Source organism: Cellulomonas humilata, assembly GCF_013359775.1.
GTDB lineage: Bacteria > Actinomycetota > Actinomycetes > Actinomycetales > Cellulomonadaceae > Cellulomonas > Cellulomonas humilata.
Map to the genome: position 1 here is coordinate 297498 of NZ_JABMCI010000071.1, position 17569 is coordinate 315066.

Below are 17569 nucleotides of genomic sequence, written 5' to 3' on the forward strand. Positions count from 1 at the left end.
TAGACGGGTTCTTTGCGAACCTGTGGGGAAACGCTCAGCCCTGAGAGGAAGCGGCGCGCGCCGACCAGCGACCGTCCGTCTTGTCCACGACGAGGGGCAGACCGAATGCAGCCGACAGCGTCTCCGGGGTCAGCACCTCGTCGATCGGGCCGGCCGCGAACGCCTTGCCCTGGCGCAGCAGCAGGAGGTGCGTGAAGCCCGGCGGGATCTCCTCGACGTGGTGCGTGACCAGCACCAGGACGGGCGACCGGTGGTCACCGGCCAGCTCGGCGAGCGCGGCGACCAGCTCCTCGCGGCCCCCCAGGTCGAGCCCGGCGGCGGGCTCGTCGAGCAGCAGCAGCTCGGGGTCCGTCATCAGCGAGCGGGCGATCTGCACGCGCTTGCGCTCCCCCTCGGAGAGGGTGCCGAACGTGCGGTTGGACAGGTGCGCCACACCGAAGGCCGCCAGGAGGTCCGTGGCGCGGGAGTCGTCGAGCGCCTCGTACTCCTCACGCCACCGACCCGTCACGCCGTACGCGGCGGTGAGCACGACGTCGCGCACGCTCTCCCCCGCGGGGATCCGGTCCGCCAGGGACGCGCTGGAGAGGCCGATGCGCGGTCGCAGCTCGAAGACGTCGACCCGGCCCATCCGCTCGCCGAGCAGGTCGGCGGTCCCGCCCGTCGGGTGCATCCGTCCGGAGGCGACCTGCAGCAGGGTGGTCTTGCCCGCGCCGTTGCGGCCGAGCACCACCCACCGCTCGCCCTCGTGGACCGTCCACGTCACCTCGTCGAGGATCGTCGTCGTTCCCCGGCGGATCGTCACGGCCTGGAGGTCGAGCACGTCGGTCATGGGCATGACCCTAACCGTCGAGCCGCACGTCGGCGGCCTGCGACGGGCCGCTCGTGGGTGCGCTGGGTCACGTCTACCGTTGTCCCGTGGACCTGACCCTGGAGCTCCCCCGCTCCGTCCTCCTCGCGCTCTGGCTGGCGGACGACAGCACCGACCGCGCGGTGCTCGTCGACGCCGTGCAGTCCGACGACGAGCCGCACACGGTCCAGCGCCGGCCCTCGCACGACGAGCCGCTCCGCGACGACCTCACCGACCAGCCGCTGGGTGCGCTCCTCGACGCGTGCGCCGGCGCTCCCCGCGACGTCGCGGCCGTGCTGCCCGTGCCGGGCGACCCCGGGGCGACCCCGGCGGCGGTGAGCGCGGCGGCGACCGAGGCCGGCGAGGCGGTGCTGATCCGCACCCCGCAGGAGTGCCTCGTCGCCGTGCCCGTCGTGCAGCGCTTCGGGTCCGCGCTCGAACCCGGGCACCTGGTCACGTGGGAGCTCTCCGACGTCCCCGACTGGCGGCACGCGGTCCACGCCCAGACCGGCTCGCTCCAGGACGCGGAGCGCGAGCTGCGCAACGGGCTGCTCCAGGCGACCGACGCGCTGGTCCGCCTCGACGTCGCGCAGTGGCGCCCCGACGCCGCCGAGACGGTGGCCGCCCTGCGCGAGCTCGAGCTGCCCGCGTGGCGGCTGCCCGACAAGCTCGACGGCCGCCGCGTGCGGGTGCTCGCCAGCGCGGCGCGGCTGCGGGCGATCGTCGCGCTGGCCACGCAGGACGACGGAGCGGCAGTGAACCTGTGGCAGGCCGACCAGCGGTCGACGGCGCTGCGCCAGGTCGACCGGATGGCCCGCCGCGCGATGGCGGCCGCTGCGTCGCAGCTGACCCCCTGAGGGTCAGCCCAGCGCCGCGCTCCCCATCACGCTAGCGCTCCCCTGTAGACGTCCAGCGTCCGCTCGGCGATCGCCTCCCACGTGAAGTGGTCCTCGACCCGTCGGCGCGACGCCAGACCCCACTGCGCCGTCCGCGTCTCGTCGCCGACGACGTCGGTGAGCGCCTCGGCCAGGTCGTGCACGAACCGGTCCGGGTCGACCGGGGTGCCCGTGCCGTCCTGGAGCTGGTCGATCGGCACGAGCCGACCCGTGACCCCGTCGTCGATGACCTCCGGGATGCCTCCGGTCGCGGTCCCGACCACGGGCAGCCCGACTGCCATGGCCTCGAGGTTGACGATGCCCAGCGGCTCGTAGACCGACGGGCACGCGAACACCGTGCCGTGCATGAGGACGGCGATCAGCTCGTCGCGCGGCAGCATCTGCTCGATCCAGACGACCCCGGAGCGCTTGGTGCGCAGCTGCTCGACCAGCCCGGTCACCTCCGCCATGATCTGCGGCGTGTCCGGCGCACCCGCACAGAGGACCACCTGGACCTGCGGCGGCAGCAGCTCGACCGCACGCAGGAAGTACGGCAGACCCTTCTGCCGGGTGATCCGGCCCACGAAGACGACGCTCGGGCGGGACGTGTCGATGCCCAGCGCCCGGACGGTCGCCGCGGCCTTCGCCACCGCCTCGTCGCTGGTCGGCCGCTGCCACTGGTCGAGGTCGATCCCGTTGTGCACCACCTTGACCCGCGCCGGGTCCACGCTCGGGTAGGCCCGCAGGATGTCCTCGCGCATGCCGCCGCTCACCGCGATGACGGCCGCGGCGCCCTCGTAGGCGGTCTTCTCCGCCCAGCTGGACAGCGCGTAGCCGCCGCCCAGCTGCTCGGCCTTCCAGGGGCGCAGCGGCTCGAGGCTGTGCGCGGAGACGACGTGCGGCAGGCCGTGCAGCAGCCCGGCGAGGTGGCCGCCGAGGTTCGCGTACCAGGTGTGCGAGTGCACCAGGTCGGACGCGACGCCGTCGGCGCCGACCGCGCCCACGGCGTCGGCCATCTCGAGGTCGATCCCGAACGTCTGGAGCGCTGCGTTCGCACCCGCGAGCTCGGTGGGGACGGAGTAGCCCGTCACGCCCGGTGAGTCGCGTGGGCCGTCGAAGCAGTGCACGCGCACGTCGATGGTGCGCTCGAGGACACGGGTCAGACCCGCGACGTGGACGCCCGCTCCGCCGTAGACGTGCGGCGGGTACTCCCGGGTCAGCAGGTCGACACGCACAACAACCATCCCCTCGCCACCGGCACCGACGACCGGTTCTCCCGCCGACACGCTAGCGCGTGACCGAGGTCACGCCTCGCTGGGACGGCGCGGTGGGCCTAGGGTCGTGCCCATGGCAGCGCCGCGCGTCCTCGCTATCGTCCTCGCTGGTGGGGAGGGCAAACGCTTGATGCCCCTCACCGCCCATCGCGCCAAGCCGGCGGTGCCCTTCGGGGGCCTGTACCGGCTCATCGACTTCGCCCTGTCGAACGTCATCAACTCCCGGTACCTGCACGTCATCGTGCTGACCCAGTACAAGTCCCACAGCCTGGACCGACACGTGTCCAAGACGTGGCGGATGTCCGCGCTGCTGGGCAACTACGTGGCGGCGGTCCCGGCGCAGCAGCGCGTCGGCAAGCACTGGTACCTCGGCAGCGCCGACGCCATCTACCAGTGCCTCAACATCATCGAGGACGAGCGCCCCGACATCGTGGTCGTCGTCGGAGCCGACCACGTGTACCGCATGGACTTCTCCCAGATGGTGGACGCCCACATCGCCTCGGGCGCCGAGTTCACCGTCGCCGCGATCCGGCAGCCGATCGAGGAGGCCGACCAGTTCGGCGTCATCGAGGTGGACCCGACGGACCCGACGCGCATCAAGGCGTTCCTCGAGAAGCCGACCGACCCCGTGGGCTTGTCGGACTCCCCCGGCGAGATCCTCGCGTCGATGGGCAACTACGTGGCCAACGCGGACGCGCTGGTCGCGGCCGTGACCGCCGACGCCGAGAACGTGAACTCACGCCACGACATGGGCGGGGACATCGCGCCGTACTTCGTCGAGCGCGGCACCGCCGGCGTCTACGACTTCCTGCGCAACGACGTCCCCGGCTCGACCCCGCGCGACCGCGACTACTGGCGCGACGTCGGGACGATCGACGCGTTCTACGAGGCGAACATCGACCTCATCTCGATCGAGCCGGTGTTCAACCTCTACAACGACGAGTGGCCGCTGTACAGCGGGTACATGAGCATGGCTCCCGCCAAGTTCGTCCACGCCGGAGCGGGCAGGCTGGGCCACGCCGTCGACTCGGTCGTCTCGCCGGGCGTGCTGATCTCCGGCGCGACGGTGTCGGGGTCGGTGCTCTCGCCGGGCGTCCGGCTGCACTCGTGGGCGCAGGTCACCGACTCGGTGCTGATGGACGACGTGCACGTGAGCCGCTACGCCCAGGTGCACCGGGCCATCATCGACAAGAACGTCACCGTGCCGGAGCGCGTCCGCATCGGGCTCGACCACGACCACGACCGCGCACGCGGCTTCACCGTCACGGAGTCCGGCATCACGGTCGTCCCCAAGGGCTCGGTCATCACGGACTGAGCAGGGGGCGCACCCGTGGGCGCGCGCCGCTACCCTGCGGTCCCGTGAGCCCGCAGCCGCCCCGCCTCGTCGTGATGGACGTCGACTCGACGTTCATCACCGGCGAGGTCGTCGAGATGCTCGCTGCCCGGGCGGGCTCGGAGGAGCTCGTCACCGAGATCACCGAGCGCGCCATGCGCGGCGAGATCGACTTCGCCGAGTCCCTGCACGAGCGCGTCGCGACGCTCGCCGGCCTGCCGGAGTCCGTGCTGGCCGACGTGCTCGCCGAGGTGGAGCCGTCGCCCGGCGCCGCGGAGCTGGTGGCCGAGCTGGCTGCCCGCGGGTGGCCCGTGGGCCTGGTCTCCGGCGGGTTCATCGAGATCGTCCGCCCCCTCGCCGCGTCGTTCGGCATCACGCTGACTCGGGCGAACGCCCTCGAGGTGGTCGGCGGCCGGCTCACCGGCCGGGTGAGCGGAGCGGTCGTGGACCGGGCAGCGAAGGCACGCACCCTGCGTGAGTACGCGGCCTCGGTCGGCATCCCGATGGAGCGCACGATCGCCATCGGAGACGGCGCCAACGACCTCGACATGGTGGTCGCCGCGGGGTTCGGGATCGCCTACAACGCGAAGCCTCTGCTGTGCGCGGCCGCCGACGCCGTCGTGCGCGACCGGCTGGACGCCGTCCTCGACCTGCCCGTCTTCGCGCCGTGACCGCGTTCGTGCCGGGTCTCGACCTGGCGCGGCTGCTCGACGACGACCCGCCCGGTACCTGGTCAGGGCTGGCGAGCCTGCTGCCCGGCGCCGAGGGAGGCGCCGTGGGGATCGGTTCGTTGCGTCGGAACGTCGCGCTCCAGGTCGGCTTCGGCGAAGAGTCGCAGCCTGTCGTCCGCTGCCAACGACGCCAGCGCCCACTCGCGGCGGGCGGCTGTCGCGGCCACCTCGACGTGGTCGGCGGTCACCTCCAGTGCCTGTGCCTGCCGCATCAGCCGCTCGTCGTCGGGAGCGGCCGCTGACGCGACGGCTGCGGCGTCGGCACCGTGGCGGGCCCGGCGGGCCGCGAGCATCAGATGGGCGGCCCGGGCTCGAGCCACGTGCTCGTGCCGACGCGCGCGGAGCTGCTCGGCGGTCGCGCTGGCGTGCGTGGCGGTGCGGACCTGCTGCGTATCGGTCATGTGGCTCGCCTCCTTGCCTACAGCAACGGCAGGCGGCACGCCGGCCTTGAGGACTCGGCCCTGCGCAGCGACGGCCAGGTGATCCGTCGGACGAGCTCGCCTGCGTGCCGGCTGTACCGACCTCAGCCGGGCAGCACGAGCCTGCGCAGCGTCGCCGACCCGCTGCCGAGCGCGTCCCAGCCGTCGACCTCGAGCAGGGACCAGCTCGCGGTCGGCACCCCCACGCGCACGCGGGCCAGGGTGGCCGGGTCCGAGTCGGGACCGGCGAGCGCGACCGCCGACTGCGACATCGTGGGCTCGTGGCCGACGACGAGGAGCGTGCGGACGTCAGCGGGGACCGCGCGGACCAGGTCGATCAGCGCGCGCGAGCCGGCGTAGTAGAGCTCGTCGAGGAACCGCACGTCGGGGTCGGCCCCGAGCGACGCGCGCGCCAGGTCCCACGTCTGCCGCGTCCGCACGCTCGCGGAGCAGAGCACGAGGTCCGGCACCAGGTCGTCCGCCGCCAGGCCCTCACCGACGTGCGTCGACTGGCGCCGACCGTGCAGCGACAACGGGCGCTGGATGTCCGCGATGAGGTCCGGGTGCTCGGCCTTGGCATGCCGCAGGAGCAGCAGTCGCCGGGTGCCGGAGTCGGACGTCACTCGCTCAGAGTGCCATCCGCGACGGGATCGTCACAGGCCCATCGCGTGGTAGCCGCCGTCGACGTGCACGATCTCGCCGGTGGTCGCCGGGAACCAGTCGGAGAGCAGCGCGGCGACTGCACGTGCCGTCGGCTCCGGGTCGAACGCGTCCCAGCCCAGCGGCGCGCGCTCGGGCCAGCCGCCCTCCATCGCCTCGAAGCCGGGGATCGACTTGGCGGCCGTGGTGCGGATCGGCCCGGCGGAGACCAGGTTCACCCGGATGCCGTGCGGGCCGAGGTCGCGGGCCAGGTAGCGCGAGGTCGACTCGAACGCCGCCTTGGCGACACCCATCCAGTCGTACACCGGCCACGCGTAGCGGGCGTCGAACGTGAGGCCGACGATCGCACCGCCCGAGCTGAGCAGCGGCTGCGTGGCGACCGCGAGGGACTTGAGCGAGTAGGCGCTGACCTGGAGGGCCGTCGCGACGTCGTCCCACTCGCCGGCGAGGAAGTTGCCGCCCATCACGGACTGCGGCGCGAACCCGATCGAGTGCACCACGCCGTCCAGCGAGTCGAAGCCCGCCTCCCGGACGCGGTCCGCGAGCGCAGCGAGGTCGTCGGTGTCGGTGACGTCGAGCTGGAGGACCTGCGCCTCCCTCGGGAGCCGCCGCGAGATCGCCTGCGTGAGCCGGAACTGGCGGCCGAACGAGGTGAGCAGCACCTCCGCGCCCTCCTGCTGCGCCAGGCGCGCCACGTGGAAGGCGATCGACCCGTCCGTGAGGACCCCGGTGACCAGGAGCTTCTTGCCGTCGAGCAGACCCATGTGCGTTCCGTTCTGTGTGTCGCCGTGCTTCGGGAGTGAGGTCAGTGGCCCATGCCCAGGCCGCCGTCGACGGGGATGACCGCCCCGGAGATGTAGCCGGCCGCGTCGGAGGCGACGAACTCGACGACGCCCGCCACCTCGTCGGGCAGGGCGAACCGGCCGAGCGGGATGGAGTCGCGGTACGCCTTCTGCTTGTCCTCGGGCAGCGCGCGCGTCATGTCGGTGTCGATGAAGCCAGGGGCGACGACGTTCGCGGTGATCGCCCGCCCGCCGAGCTCGCGCGTGATCGAGCGGGCCATTCCGACGAGCGCCGACTTGGAGGCCGCGTAGTTCACCTGGCCGGCCGACCCGTAGAGGCCGACCACAGAGGAGATGAAGATGATGCGGCCCCGGCGCAGCCGGATCATGCCCTTGCTGGCACGGCGGGCGCAGCGGAAGGCGCCGGTGAGGTTGACGTCGATGACCTCGGAGAACTCCTCGTCGGTCATCCGCATCAGCAGCTGGTCGCGCGTGACGCCGGCGTTGGCCACGAGCACCTCGACGGGTCCGTGGGCCGCCTCGATCTCGGCGAACGCCGCGTCGACGCTCGCGGTGTCCCGCACGTCGCCGACCACGCCGAGGACGCCGTGCGGCAGGTCACCCGACCGGTAGATCGTGGCGACCTTGTCGCCGTTGGCGACGAACCGCTCGGCGATCGAGCGGCCGATGCCACGGTTCGCCCCTGTGACGAGGACGCTGCGGGAGGTGGCTGTGTGGTCGGAAGTCTCAGGCACGGGACACGACGCTATCCGACGTCTCGCGCGCCTCGCGGCAGGGTCCGCGCCCACGTTCGTCGCGCCGCGTTGTGGGACCTACACAACACTCCTCCTCAGCGCCGCCACAGGCTCACCGGACTACGATCAGGTAGTGAGCAGCAGCCGTCGGCGACCGGACCTCCCCTCGGAGGAGGTCCACAGCATCACCACCGCCCCCGAGCCGCTCACGGACGACCTGGCTCGCCGGCAGAAGCGGTACCTGCTCCAGATGGGCGTCCGCATCCTGTGCTTCGCCGGCGCCGTGCTCACCTGGGGCCGGATCCCGATGTGGGCCTCGCTGCTCCTGATCATCGCTGCCGTCGTGCTGCCCTACTCCGCGGTGCTGTTCGCCAACGCCGGCCGCGAGCGCCGTGACTCGGACGGGTCGTTCATGGCTGCGCGTGAGATCGGCCCCGGCTCTGGCGCCCCGCGCGGGCTCGGCCCGTCGCAGGACCCGGACGGTCGCGCATGAGCCTCTTCGGCCCCGTCCCCGACGCCGTCGACGACCTGATCTGCAGCAGCCGCGGCTGCCGGGCCGACGCGACGTGGGGCCTGCTCTGGAACAACCCGAAGCTGCACACCCCCGAGCGCCGCAAGGTCTGGCTCGCGTGCGACGACCACCGGGAGCACCTCGGCTCGTTCCTCGACGTGCGCGGCTTCCTCCAGGGCGTCGTCCCCGTGGCGGAGCTCGAGTCCGCTCCTCGGTCATGAGCCCCGCGGCCCGCCGCGCGACGGGGCTGGTCCTGGTCGGCATCGTGCTCGCGGTCGCGTGCTCGTTCCTCGGCCGGTGGCAGTGGAACCGGCACGTGTGGCGCGACGGGGCGATCGCCGTGGTGGAGACCAACTGGTCGGCCGAGCCGGTCCCGATGTCCGCGGTGCTCGACTCCCCCGGCACGCCACTAACTGACGCGGACGTGTGGCGGCGCGTGACGGTGGTCGGGCACTACGAGCCGAGCGGGACCGTCCTGCTGCGCAACCGCCCCGTCGACGGTGCGGCGGCCTACCACGTGCTCGTGCCGTTCGTCGTGGAGGACGCCGGCACCGTGCTGGTCGTCGACCGCGGCTGGGTGGAGCCGGGGGCGGACGGGAGCGTCGATGTGACCCCGCCCGCGCCGCCCGAGGGGACGATCACGCTCACCGCGCGGCTGCGGCACGACGAGCCCGCGTCCGACCGGACCGCTCCCGCGGGCCAGGTGCAGGCGATCGCCGTCGACCAGGTGCTCGCGGCCGGGGGCGTCGAGGGCGAGTCGTACGACGCGTACGTCGCCATGACCGCCGAGGACCCGTCGATCTCACCGGTCCCCGGGCGGCTGCCGGCGCCGAGCACGGACCCGGGCTCGCACCTGTCGTACGCGTTCCAGTGGTGGACGTTCGCGCTGGGTGGCCTCGTCGCGTTCTGCCTGGGCGCCCGGCGCGAGCTCCAGGACGAGCGGGCAGCGGCGGCCGGCGATCCGCCGGCGCAGGCACCCCTGCCGGTCACCGTGTCGGGCGTCGAGCTGTGGCCCACCCGGGACGCGCCGCGGCAGCGTCGCTCCCCGACAGCCCCCGACGTGCCGCACCGCCGCGGAGGTCGCGACGAGGATGCCGAGGACGCGCTGATCGACGCCCAGCTGGCGCAGCCCGGCCGGGACGACCGCTAAGCCAGCGCGATCAGGTCCAGGTACGCCGGGTTCCACAGGTCCTCGTCGCCGTCGGGCAGCAGCAGCACCCGCTCCGGGTCGAGCGCCGCGACGGCGCCCTCGTCGTGCGACACCAGGACGACCGCGCCCGCGTAGCCGCGCAGGGCCGCCAGGATCTCCTCGCGGGACGCAGGGTCGAGGTTGTTCGTCGGCTCGTCGAGGAGCAGCACGTTGGCGCTGGAGACCACCAGGGCCGCGAGCGCGAGGCGGGTCTTCTCGCCGCCGGACAGCACACGGGCGGGCTTGTCGGCGTCGTCGCCCGAGAACAGGAACGACCCGAGCACGGACCGCACCTGTGTCTCGGTGAGGTCGGGCGCGGCGGACTTGAGGTTCTCGACGACCGTGCGCTCCAGGTCGAGCGTCTCGTGCTCCTGGGCGTAGTAGCCGAGCTTGAGACCGTGCCCGGGCCGGACCTCGCCGGTGTCGGACTTCTCGATCCCGCCCAGGATGCGCAACAGGGTGGTCTTGCCGGCGCCGTTGAGGCCCAGCACGACGACCTTGCTCCCGCGGTCGATGGCCAGGTCGACGTCCGTGAAGACCTCCTGCGACCCGTAGGTCTTGGACAGGCCCGACGCGGTGAGCGGGGTCTTGCCGCAGGACGCCGGCTCGGGGAACCGCAGCCGCGCGACCTTGTCCGATGCGCGCACCTCTTCGAGCCCCGACAGCAGGCGCTCGGCGCGGCGGGCCATGTTCTGCGCGGCGACCGTCTTGGTGGCCTTCGCGCGCATCTTGTCGGCCTGCGCCATCAGGGCGGAGGCCTTCTTCTCGGCGTTGGCGCGCTCACGGCGGCGGCGCTTCTCGTCGGTCTCGCGCTGCTGCAGGTACGCGTCCCAGCCGAGCGCGTACTGGTCGAGCTGGGAGCGGTTGGCGTCCAGGTGGAACACCTTGTTGACCGTGGCGCGCAGCAGGTCGGCGTCGTGGGAGATGACGACGAACCCGCCCGAGTACGTGCGCAGGTAGTCGCGCAGCCACAGGATCGAGTCGGCGTCGAGGTGGTTGGTCGGCTCGTCGAGCAGCAGCGTGTCGACGCCGGAGAACAGGATCCGGGCGAGCTCGACGCGACGGCGCTGACCACCGGAGAGCGTGCCGATCGTCTGGCCGAGCACGCGCTCGTCGAGCCCGAGGTTCGACGCGATGCGGTGTGCCTCGCTCTCGGCGGCGTACCCGCCAGCGGCGTTGAACCGGGCGTCGAGCCGCGTGTAGCGCTCCATCGCCTTGTCCCGCACGTCGTCGTCGGTGCTGGCCATCGCGCCCTCGGTCACGCGCATCGCGCGGACGATCTCGTCCAGACCGCGCGCGGAGAGCACGCGGTCCATCGCGAGCGCGTCCAGGTCCCCCGTGCGGGGATCCTGCGGGAGGTAGCCGACCTCCCCGGAGCGCACGATCTGGCCGCCGGTGGGCTGGGTCTCCCCCGCCAGCGTCTTGGTGAGAGTGGTCTTGCCGGCGCCGTTGCGTCCGACCAGACCGATCCGGTCGCCGGCCGCGATGCGGAACGACGACTCCTCGAGCAGCACGCGTGCGCCGATGCGCAGCTCGACAGCCTGGGCAGTGATCACTTGACGGTTTCCTCCGAGTTCGCCGCGCTGGCGTTGGCCGCGGGCACAAACGCCAGCAAGTCTACGACCGGCTAGCGTGGCGTCCGGTCGCAAGGGTCCGAGGAAGCACCCCCGAACCAGCGGGATCGCACCGCACTCGCCACGACTATCGAGGGGTAGCCATGACCAGCGCACCTGAAAATGAGACCGCCGCCGCACTGCCCGCCCCCGTCGCGCGCGCCTCGGTGAGCACCGACGTCGCCCTCGTGGCCACCTTCGCGGCGTTCATCGCGGTGTGCGCGATCCTGCCCGGCATCCCGACCCCGTCCGGTGTTCCCCTCACCCTCCAGACGTTCGGGGTGATCCTCGCCGGCCTGGTCCTCGGGGGGCGCCGCGGCGGCCTGGCGGCCCTGCTGTACCTGGCCCTCGGGCTGGCCGGCCTGCCGATCTTCGCCGAGGGCACCGGCGGGCTCGTCGTGCTGAGCAAGCCGTCGGTCGGCTACCTTCTCTCGTTCCCGCTCGCTGCCGTCGTGGCCGGCGTGTTCGGCGGGCTGGCTCTGCGGCTGGCGGACCGGCTGATGGCGTCCTCGTTCGCCGACCGTCTGGCTCGTCGGTTCGGCGACGGCGTCCGGCATGCCGCCTCCGCGTGGCGCTACCCGCTGCTGTTCGTCGCGGGGCTGGCCACCAGCTTCGTCGTCATCCACCCCGCCGGGATCGTCGGTCTCATGGCGCGGCTCGGGGTCACGTTCCGCGAGGCCCTGGCGATCGACGTCGTGTACTGGCCCGGTGACGTGATCAAGAACCTCGCCGCCGCCGCGGTGGCCGTCGCGATCTTCAAGGCGTTCCCCGACATGCTGCGCTCGCGCCGCTGACCTGCCGATGATCGCGCTCGACGACGTCCTCGTCACGGCCTACAGCCCGGATCCGGACGGCGGTGCCGACCGGGTCGTGCGGCTGCTCGGGCCGGTGACCCTGGAGCTCGCCGAGCGCCGCATCGCGATCGTCGGGGCGAACGGCTCGGGCAAGTCCACCCTGGCCCGGCTGCTCAACGGGCTGGTCCTGCCGTCGTCCGGCACCGTGCGCGTGGACGACCTGGACACGGCAAGGGACGGGGCGGCGGTGCGCCGCAGGGTCGGGTTCATGTTCACCGACCCCGACGCGCAGCTCGTCATGCCGACGCCGGTCGAGGACGTCGCCCTGTCGCTGCGCCGGCTGCCGCTGACCTCGACGGAACGCGACGTCGCCGCCCGTGCCGCGCTCGCGCGCCTCGGTCTGGCCGACCGCGCCGAGGTCCCCGTGCACGCCCTGTCCGGGGGTCAGCGCCAGCTGCTCGCCCTGGCCTCCGTCCTAGCGACGGAGCCCGCGGTGCTGGTGTGCGACGAGCCGACGACGCTGCTCGACCTGCGGTGGCGCGGCGTGGTCGACCGCCTGCTGGACGATCTGGACCAGCAGGTGATCACGGTGACCCACGACCTCGACGCCGCGCTCCGGGCGCAGCGCGTCCTGGTGATCGACGACGGTGCCGTGGTGTTCGACGGGGACCCGGCCGACGGCGTCGCGTCGTACCGGGCCCTGATGCAGGTGCCGACGTGAGCGGGCCGATCCGCCCTCCGTGGGCCGGACCGCTCGGGCTCTACCACCCCGGCACCAGCGTCATCCACCGCGCGCCGGCGGGGGTCAAGCTCGCGTTCCTGGCACTCGTCGCGGTCGCCGTCGTCGCCGTCCGCGGGCCGGTCTCGGCGCTGGTCTTCCTGGCCGTCGCCCTGCTCGCTCAGCTGGTGGGACGCGTCCCGTGGCACCGCACCACCCGGGGACTCGTGCCGGCGCTCCTCACGGCCGTGCTCGTCGGCGCCTACCAGTGGTGGACGCGCGGCTGGGCCACCGCCGTGGAGGTCGCCCTCGACCTGGTGGCCCTCGTGCTGCTGGCGGCGGTCGTCACGGCCACCACGCGCGCGGACACGCTCCTGGACGTGCTCGCCCGCCTCGCGCGCCCGCTCCGGCACGTCGGTCTGCGCCCCGAGACGTTCGCGCTCGCCGTCGGCCTCTTCCTGCGGACCATCCCCGTGCTGGCGCGGATGTCGCTGGAGACGCGCGACGCCGCACGCGCCCGAGGGCTGGAGCGCGAGCCGCGCGCGCTCCTCGTGCCCGCCGCGGTCCGGATGGTCGCCCACGCCCGCGCAACCGGCGACGCGCTCGCCGCCCGGGGTCTCGACGAGCGCTGATCACCCGCTCTCGACGGGCGGACGGACCCGCGCCCCGCTAGGTTGCCTGCGTGACGTTCCAGGAGGGTGGCAGCTTCGGTGGCGGCCGTGTCCGCAAGGGCGGCGGCGGCAAGGTCGCGGCGGGCGGCGGTGCGATCGGCATCCTCGCGCTCGTCGTCTACCTCTTCACGGGGGTGGACCTGTCGGGGGTCACCGGCGGCGCCCAGCAGCCCACGCCCGAGACCGGAGAGACCGTCGGGGCCTGCACGGCCGAGCAGGCGAACACCGACCGGGAGTGCCTGTACAGCGCCACGCTCGACTCGCTCGACACGTTCTGGGGCGCGACCATCCCGGCCGCCGGCGGCCAGTTCAGCATCCCCGAGGCGGTGTCGTTCAACGCCGCCGTCAGCACCGGCTGCGGCAACGCGTCGAGCTCCACCGGGCCGTTCTACTGCCCGCCGGACGCCACGATCTACGTGGACGTCTCGTTCTTCGACCAGCTGGCCCAGCTCGGTGCCGAGGACGGTCCCCTGGCCGAGCAGTACGTCATCGCGCACGAGTACGGCCACCACATCCAGCAGATCACCGGCGTGATGGACCAGGCCGACCGTCAGGGCGCGGGCGCCGAGTCCGACTCCGTCCGCGTCGAGCTGCAGGCGGACTGCTACGCCGGCATGTGGGCCGGGAACGCGGCGACGACCGTGGACCCGGACACCGGCGTCACCTACCTCGAGCCGATCACGACGGCGCAGCTCCAGAACGCCCTGGGCGCGGCGGAGGCGGTCGGTGACGACAACATCCAGGAGCAGTCCGGCGGTGGCGTGAACCCGGACTCGTGGACCCACGGGTCGAGCGAGCAGCGGGAGCGCTGGTTCACCACCGGCTACGAGCAGGGCACGCTCGCCGCCTGCGACACGTTCGCCACCGACCAGCTCTGAGGTCTCAGGGGCGTGTGCGCCCCACGCGCAGCGCGACGAGCGCTGCCCCAGCCATGCTCAGGGCGACGGCCAGCATCGCGACACCGTTCGAGCCCCCCGATGTGTTCAGCGCTGCGGCGTCGACGAGCACCGGCCGGAGCACCGCCGCGGCGGAGTGGGCGGCGAACCTGCCTGCCCCCACCACGGCCAGGAACAGCGCGGCCACGCTCAGGAGCACCGCGACGACGCCCGCCCTGCGCTTCACCCCGTGCCGCCGAGCCGCCGCCCCGACGACGGCAACGATCACGAACCCCGCGCCGAACGACGCCAACGCGGCCTCTCGCAGCACGTTGTTGGCGGCGCCCGGCACGTCGGCGAGCATCCAGCCGACGCTCCCGATCGACCGCGCGATGGCGAGCACCGCGACCCCCGTCGCAGCCGCCACCGCGCTGACGACCACGGCATCGGCGCGCAGTCGGAACGTGATCGGGGCGGTGGCGACGTTGCCCTCGAGTGCTCTCATACCCTCAGGATGCTCCATCGAGCTCCCCGCCGACCGCTGTTCCTGCACGCAGAAGCCCCGGTCGGCACAGGGCTGACCGGGGCTCCGGAGACGGCGACCTCAGATGTTGAACCCGAGGGCACGCATCTGCTCGCGGCCGTCGGGCGTGATCTTCTCGGGACCCCACGGCGGCATCCACACCCAGTTGATGCGGAAGCCGTCGACCAGGCCCTCGAGCGCCTGCGCCGACTGGTCCTCGATGACGTCGGTCAGCGGGCAGGCCGCCGACGTGAGCGTCATGTCGATGACGGCGGTGTTGGTCTGGTCGATGGTCAGCCCGTAGACCAGCCCGAGGTCGACCACGTTGATGCCCAGCTCGGGGTCGATGACGTCGCGCATGGCCTCCTCGATGTCGGCCACGGTGATGGGGGCGGGCGTGGGCGTGTCCGTGCTCATGAGTTCTCCCGTGCGCCGGTCTTGATGAGTGCGTCGGTCAGCGCCGCCCAGCCGAGCAGGGCGCACTTGATCCGCGCGGGGTACTTGGCGACGCCCGTGAAGGCGGTCGCGTCGCCGAGGGCGTCCTCGGCCTCGTCGTCCAGCCCGTTGCCGCGCGTCTGCATGAGCGCGCGGAACGTGCCGCCGAGCTGGTCCACCGTGGCGAGGTCGTTGCCGACGACCAGGTCGTGCAGCACCGAGACCGAGGCCTGAGAGATGCTGCACCCCTGACCGTCCCAGCGGACGTCGCGGACGACACCCGTGTCGTCGAGGTCCACCTGCAGGGTGACCTCGTCGCCGCACGTCGGGTTCACCTGGTGCGACTCGCCCGTGTGCAAGTGCAGGTCGGCAGCCGCGCCCAGTCCCTTGCCGTGCGGGAACTTGGCGTGGTCGAGGATGACCTGCTGGTACAGCTGCTCCATCGATCCCGTGCTCATGACACCTCCAGACCGAAGAACGCCCGGACCCCCGTCAGTGCTTCCCGGAAGACCTCGATCTCCTCGTTCGTCGTGTAGACCGCGGCGCTGGCGCGTGACGTCGACGCTACGCCGAACCGCCGGTGCAGGGGCTGCGCACAGTGGTGGCCCACGCGCACGGCCACGCCGGCGTCGTCGAGCACCTGGCCGACGTCGTGCGCGTGCACGCCGTCGACGACGAACGAGACGGTGGCCAGGCGGTCGCGGGTGTCCGTGGGGCCGATGACCCGCACGCCAGGCACCGAGGCGACGGCGTCGAGCAGCAGCCGCGCCAGGTGCGCCTCGTGCGCGGCCACGGCGTCCATGCCCAGCTCGGCCAGGTAGGAGGCTGCGGCGCCCATCCCGACAGTCTGGGCGACCATCTGCGTGCCGGCCTCGAACCGCTGCGGCGGGGGGGCGTACGTCGTCGACTCCATGGTGACGACCTCGACCATCGACCCGCCGGTGGTCACCGGGGGCATGGCCTCGAGCAGCTCGCGCCGCCCGTAGAGCGCGCCGACACCCGTCGGTCCGAGCATCTTGTGCCCCGAGAACGCCGCGAAGTCGACGCCCAGGGCTGTCAGGTCCACCGGCAGGTGCGGGACCGACTGGCAGGCGTCCAGCACGGTCAGAGCACCCACCGCGCGGGCGCGGGCCACGAACGGCTCGACCGGCGTGATCGCACCCGTCACGTTCGAGGCGTGCGTGAACGCCAGCACCTTGGTGCGCTCGGTCACCACGGTGTCCAGCTCGTCGACGCGGATCCGCCCGTCGTCGTCGACCCCGAGCCACCGCAGGGTCGCCCCGGTGCGCAGCGCGAGCTCCTGCCACGGCACCAGGTTCGCGTGGTGCTCCGCAGCGGTGACCACGATCTCGTCGCCCGGGCCGAGGGCGAACTGCCGGGCGGCCGCTCCCCCGCGGCCGAGCGACGCGTTCGACATCGCGTACGCGACGAGGTTGATCCCTGCGGTCGCGTTCGACGTCCACACCAGGGACCCGGGCGAGACACCGACGAACGACGCCACACGGTCACGCGCGTCCTCGAACGCCTCGGTGGCCTCCTCGGCGAGCTGGTGCGCGCCACGGTGCACCGCGGCGTTCCGCTGCCCGTAGAAGTCCTGCTCGGCGTCGAGGACGACCTCGGGCTTCTGCGAGGTGGCCCCGGAGTCGAGGTAGACCAGCGGCCGCCCGCCGCGCAGGGTCCGTGCGAGCAGCGGGAAGTCCGCGCGCACGGCGGCCAGCTCGGACGCGTCGAGCGTCCGGGCGGCGCCGTCGAGGATGCTGGTCACGGTGGGTCTCCGAGGTCCTCAGACGGCCGCAGTGCTCGACAGGAAGCGGTCGTAGCCCTCGTTCTCGAGGCGGTCGGCCAGTTCAGGCCCGCCCTCCTCGGCGACCTTGCCGTCCACGAACACGTGCACGAAGTCCGGCGTGATGTAGCGCAGGATCCGCGTGTAGTGCGTGATCAGCAGGACGCCGACGTCCGGGTTCTCCTTGACGCGGTTCACGCCCTCGGACACGACGCGCAGCGCGTCGACGTCGAGGCCCGAGTCGGTCTCGTCGAGGATCGCGAACTTCGGCTTGAGCAGCTCCATCTGCAGGATCTCGTGGCGCTTCTTCTCGCCGCCCGAGAAGCCCTCGTTGACGGACCGCTCCGCGAACGTCGGGTCCATGCGCAGGTCGTCCATGGCCTTGCGGACGTCCTTGACCCAGGTGCGCAGCGGCGGAGCCTGGCCGTCGATCGCGGTCTTGGCGGTGCGCAGGAAGTTGGACACGCTGACCCCGGGGACCTCGACCGGGTACTGCATGGCCAGGAACAGCCCGGCGCGGGCGCGGGCGTCGACGGACAGCGCGAGGACGTCCTCGCCGTCCAGCGTCACGGTGCCGCTGGTGACGTGATACTTCGGGTGGCCGGCCAGCGAGTACGCCAGCGTCGACTTGCCGGAGCCGTTCGGACCCATGATGGCGTGGGTCTCGCCGCTGGCGACGGTCAGGTCGACGCCGCGCAGGATCTGCTTGGCGCCCTCCTTCGTCTCGACGCTGACGTGCAGGTCGCGGATCTCCAGGGTGGACATGCTGTTCCTTCCAGAC

At 72.7% G+C, this 17569-nt stretch carries 22 protein-coding genes; 10 read left to right on the forward strand and 12 right to left on the reverse strand.

The annotated features are described in order from the left end of the window. Positions 1–34 precede the first annotated feature (34 nt). Positions 35–829: an ABC transporter ATP-binding protein gene (locus tag HP550_RS21640; RefSeq protein WP_175349734.1), complete on the reverse strand. Its 795-nt coding sequence runs from the start codon at positions 827–829 to the stop codon at positions 35–37. 86 nt (positions 830–915) lie between these two features. Between HP550_RS21640 and HP550_RS21645 the strand changes: the two genes are divergently transcribed. Next, on the forward strand, positions 916–1704 hold the full coding sequence (locus HP550_RS21645; protein WP_175349735.1) for a hypothetical protein: 789 nt from the start codon (positions 916–918) through the stop codon (positions 1702–1704). A 26-nt stretch (positions 1705–1730) separates the two neighbouring features. On the opposite strand, the gene glgA is transcribed toward HP550_RS21645, so the two are convergent. Further along, the gene (gene glgA / locus HP550_RS21650) at positions 1731–2957 is read right to left on the reverse strand and encodes a glycogen synthase (protein ID WP_175349805.1); all 1227 of its coding nucleotides are present in this window, start codon (positions 2955–2957) and stop codon (positions 1731–1733) included. A gap of 112 nt (positions 2958–3069) precedes the next feature. Between glgA and glgC the strand changes: the two genes are divergently transcribed. Continuing rightward, complete coding sequence (gene glgC, locus HP550_RS21655) at positions 3070–4311, forward strand: glucose-1-phosphate adenylyltransferase (protein WP_175349736.1); 1242 nt, start codon at positions 3070–3072, stop codon at positions 4309–4311. Positions 4312–4355: 44 nt separating this feature from the next. After that, the gene (serB, locus tag HP550_RS21660; protein WP_343048322.1) at positions 4356–5000 is read left to right on the forward strand and encodes a phosphoserine phosphatase SerB; all 645 of its coding nucleotides are present in this window, start codon (positions 4356–4358) and stop codon (positions 4998–5000) included. A 62-nt stretch (positions 5001–5062) separates the two neighbouring features. Here the strand turns inward: serB and HP550_RS21665 are convergent, their stop codons facing one another. The 4 genes from HP550_RS21665 to fabG all read right to left on the reverse strand — a co-directional run bounded on the left by HP550_RS21665 (position 5063) and on the right by fabG (position 7676). Next, positions 5063–5461, reverse strand: coding sequence for a hypothetical protein (locus HP550_RS21665; protein ID WP_175349737.1), 399 nt, complete (start codon positions 5459–5461; stop codon positions 5063–5065). Between the two features lie 122 nt (positions 5462–5583). After that, a complete protein-coding gene (locus HP550_RS21670) occupies positions 5584–6102 on the reverse strand; it encodes a histidine phosphatase family protein (protein WP_175349738.1) in 519 nt (172 codons plus the stop codon). Positions 6103–6132: 30 nt separating this feature from the next. Beyond that, entirely contained in the window at positions 6133–6903 is a 771-nt protein-coding gene (fabI, locus tag HP550_RS21675; protein ID WP_175349739.1) for an enoyl-ACP reductase FabI, read from the reverse strand. Positions 6904–6944: 41 nt separating this feature from the next. Continuing rightward, positions 6945–7676, reverse strand: a complete 732-nt coding sequence (gene fabG / locus HP550_RS21680; RefSeq protein ID WP_175349740.1) for a 3-oxoacyl-ACP reductase FabG — start codon at positions 7674–7676, stop codon at positions 6945–6947. 133 nt (positions 7677–7809) lie between these two features. Here fabG and HP550_RS23175 point away from each other — a divergent pair, with 133 nt between their 5' ends. From HP550_RS23175 to HP550_RS21695, 3 genes are read left to right on the forward strand one after another with little or no spacing between them, the layout of a single operon-like run. Then, positions 7810–8169, forward strand: coding sequence for a DUF3099 domain-containing protein (locus HP550_RS23175; RefSeq protein WP_343048323.1), 360 nt, complete (start codon positions 7810–7812; stop codon positions 8167–8169). Further along, a complete protein-coding gene (locus tag HP550_RS21690) occupies positions 8166–8408 on the forward strand; it encodes a hypothetical protein (protein ID WP_175349742.1) in 243 nt (80 codons plus the stop codon). Before HP550_RS23175 ends, HP550_RS21690 begins: the two co-directional genes overlap by 4 nt. After that, positions 8405–9337, forward strand: coding sequence for an SURF1 family cytochrome oxidase biogenesis protein (locus HP550_RS21695; protein ID WP_175349743.1), 933 nt, complete (start codon positions 8405–8407; stop codon positions 9335–9337). Before HP550_RS21690 ends, HP550_RS21695 begins: the two co-directional genes overlap by 4 nt. Here HP550_RS21695 and HP550_RS21700 read toward each other — a convergent pair. Continuing rightward, positions 9334–10932, reverse strand: a complete 1599-nt coding sequence (locus tag HP550_RS21700) for an ATP-binding cassette domain-containing protein (RefSeq protein WP_175349744.1) — start codon at positions 10930–10932, stop codon at positions 9334–9336. The two genes, HP550_RS21695 and HP550_RS21700, sit on opposite strands and share 4 nt — an antisense overlap. A gap of 161 nt (positions 10933–11093) precedes the next feature. On the opposite strand from HP550_RS21700, the gene HP550_RS21705 reads away from it, so the two are divergent. Genes HP550_RS21705 through ypfJ form a run of 4 tightly spaced genes read left to right on the forward strand, consistent with a single transcriptional unit; the run spans position 11094 to position 14050 of the window. Next, complete coding sequence (locus HP550_RS21705; RefSeq protein ID WP_175349745.1) at positions 11094–11783, forward strand: biotin transporter BioY; 690 nt, start codon at positions 11094–11096, stop codon at positions 11781–11783. Between the two features lie 7 nt (positions 11784–11790). Then, a complete protein-coding gene (locus tag HP550_RS21710) occupies positions 11791–12504 on the forward strand; it encodes an energy-coupling factor ABC transporter ATP-binding protein (protein ID WP_175349746.1) in 714 nt (237 codons plus the stop codon). Then, entirely contained in the window at positions 12501–13133 is a 633-nt protein-coding gene (locus tag HP550_RS21715) for a CbiQ family ECF transporter T component (protein WP_175349747.1), read from the forward strand. The genes HP550_RS21710 and HP550_RS21715 overlap by 4 nt, the downstream gene beginning before the upstream one ends. Before the next feature lie 50 nt (positions 13134–13183). Then, the gene (gene ypfJ / locus HP550_RS21720) at positions 13184–14050 is read left to right on the forward strand and encodes a KPN_02809 family neutral zinc metallopeptidase (RefSeq protein ID WP_175349748.1); all 867 of its coding nucleotides are present in this window, start codon (positions 13184–13186) and stop codon (positions 14048–14050) included. Between the two features lie 4 nt (positions 14051–14054). On the opposite strand, the gene HP550_RS21725 is transcribed toward ypfJ, so the two are convergent. The 5 genes from HP550_RS21725 to sufC all read right to left on the reverse strand — a co-directional run bounded on the left by HP550_RS21725 (position 14055) and on the right by sufC (position 17553). After that, positions 14055–14552: a hypothetical protein gene (locus HP550_RS21725; protein WP_175349749.1), complete on the reverse strand. Its 498-nt coding sequence runs from the start codon at positions 14550–14552 to the stop codon at positions 14055–14057. A 99-nt stretch (positions 14553–14651) separates the two neighbouring features. Beyond that, entirely contained in the window at positions 14652–14987 is a 336-nt protein-coding gene (locus tag HP550_RS21730) for a metal-sulfur cluster assembly factor (RefSeq protein WP_175349750.1), read from the reverse strand. Next, on the reverse strand, positions 14984–15463 hold the full coding sequence (sufU, locus tag HP550_RS21735) for a Fe-S cluster assembly sulfur transfer protein SufU (RefSeq protein ID WP_175349751.1): 480 nt from the start codon (positions 15461–15463) through the stop codon (positions 14984–14986). The genes HP550_RS21730 and sufU overlap by 4 nt, the downstream gene beginning before the upstream one ends. Further along, a complete protein-coding gene (locus HP550_RS21740; protein ID WP_343048324.1) occupies positions 15460–16770 on the reverse strand; it encodes a cysteine desulfurase in 1311 nt (436 codons plus the stop codon). Before HP550_RS21740 ends, sufU begins: the two co-directional genes overlap by 4 nt. A gap of 18 nt (positions 16771–16788) precedes the next feature. Then, positions 16789–17553: a Fe-S cluster assembly ATPase SufC gene (gene sufC, locus HP550_RS21745; protein ID WP_175349752.1), complete on the reverse strand. Its 765-nt coding sequence runs from the start codon at positions 17551–17553 to the stop codon at positions 16789–16791. Between the last annotated feature and the right edge of the window lie 16 nt (positions 17554–17569).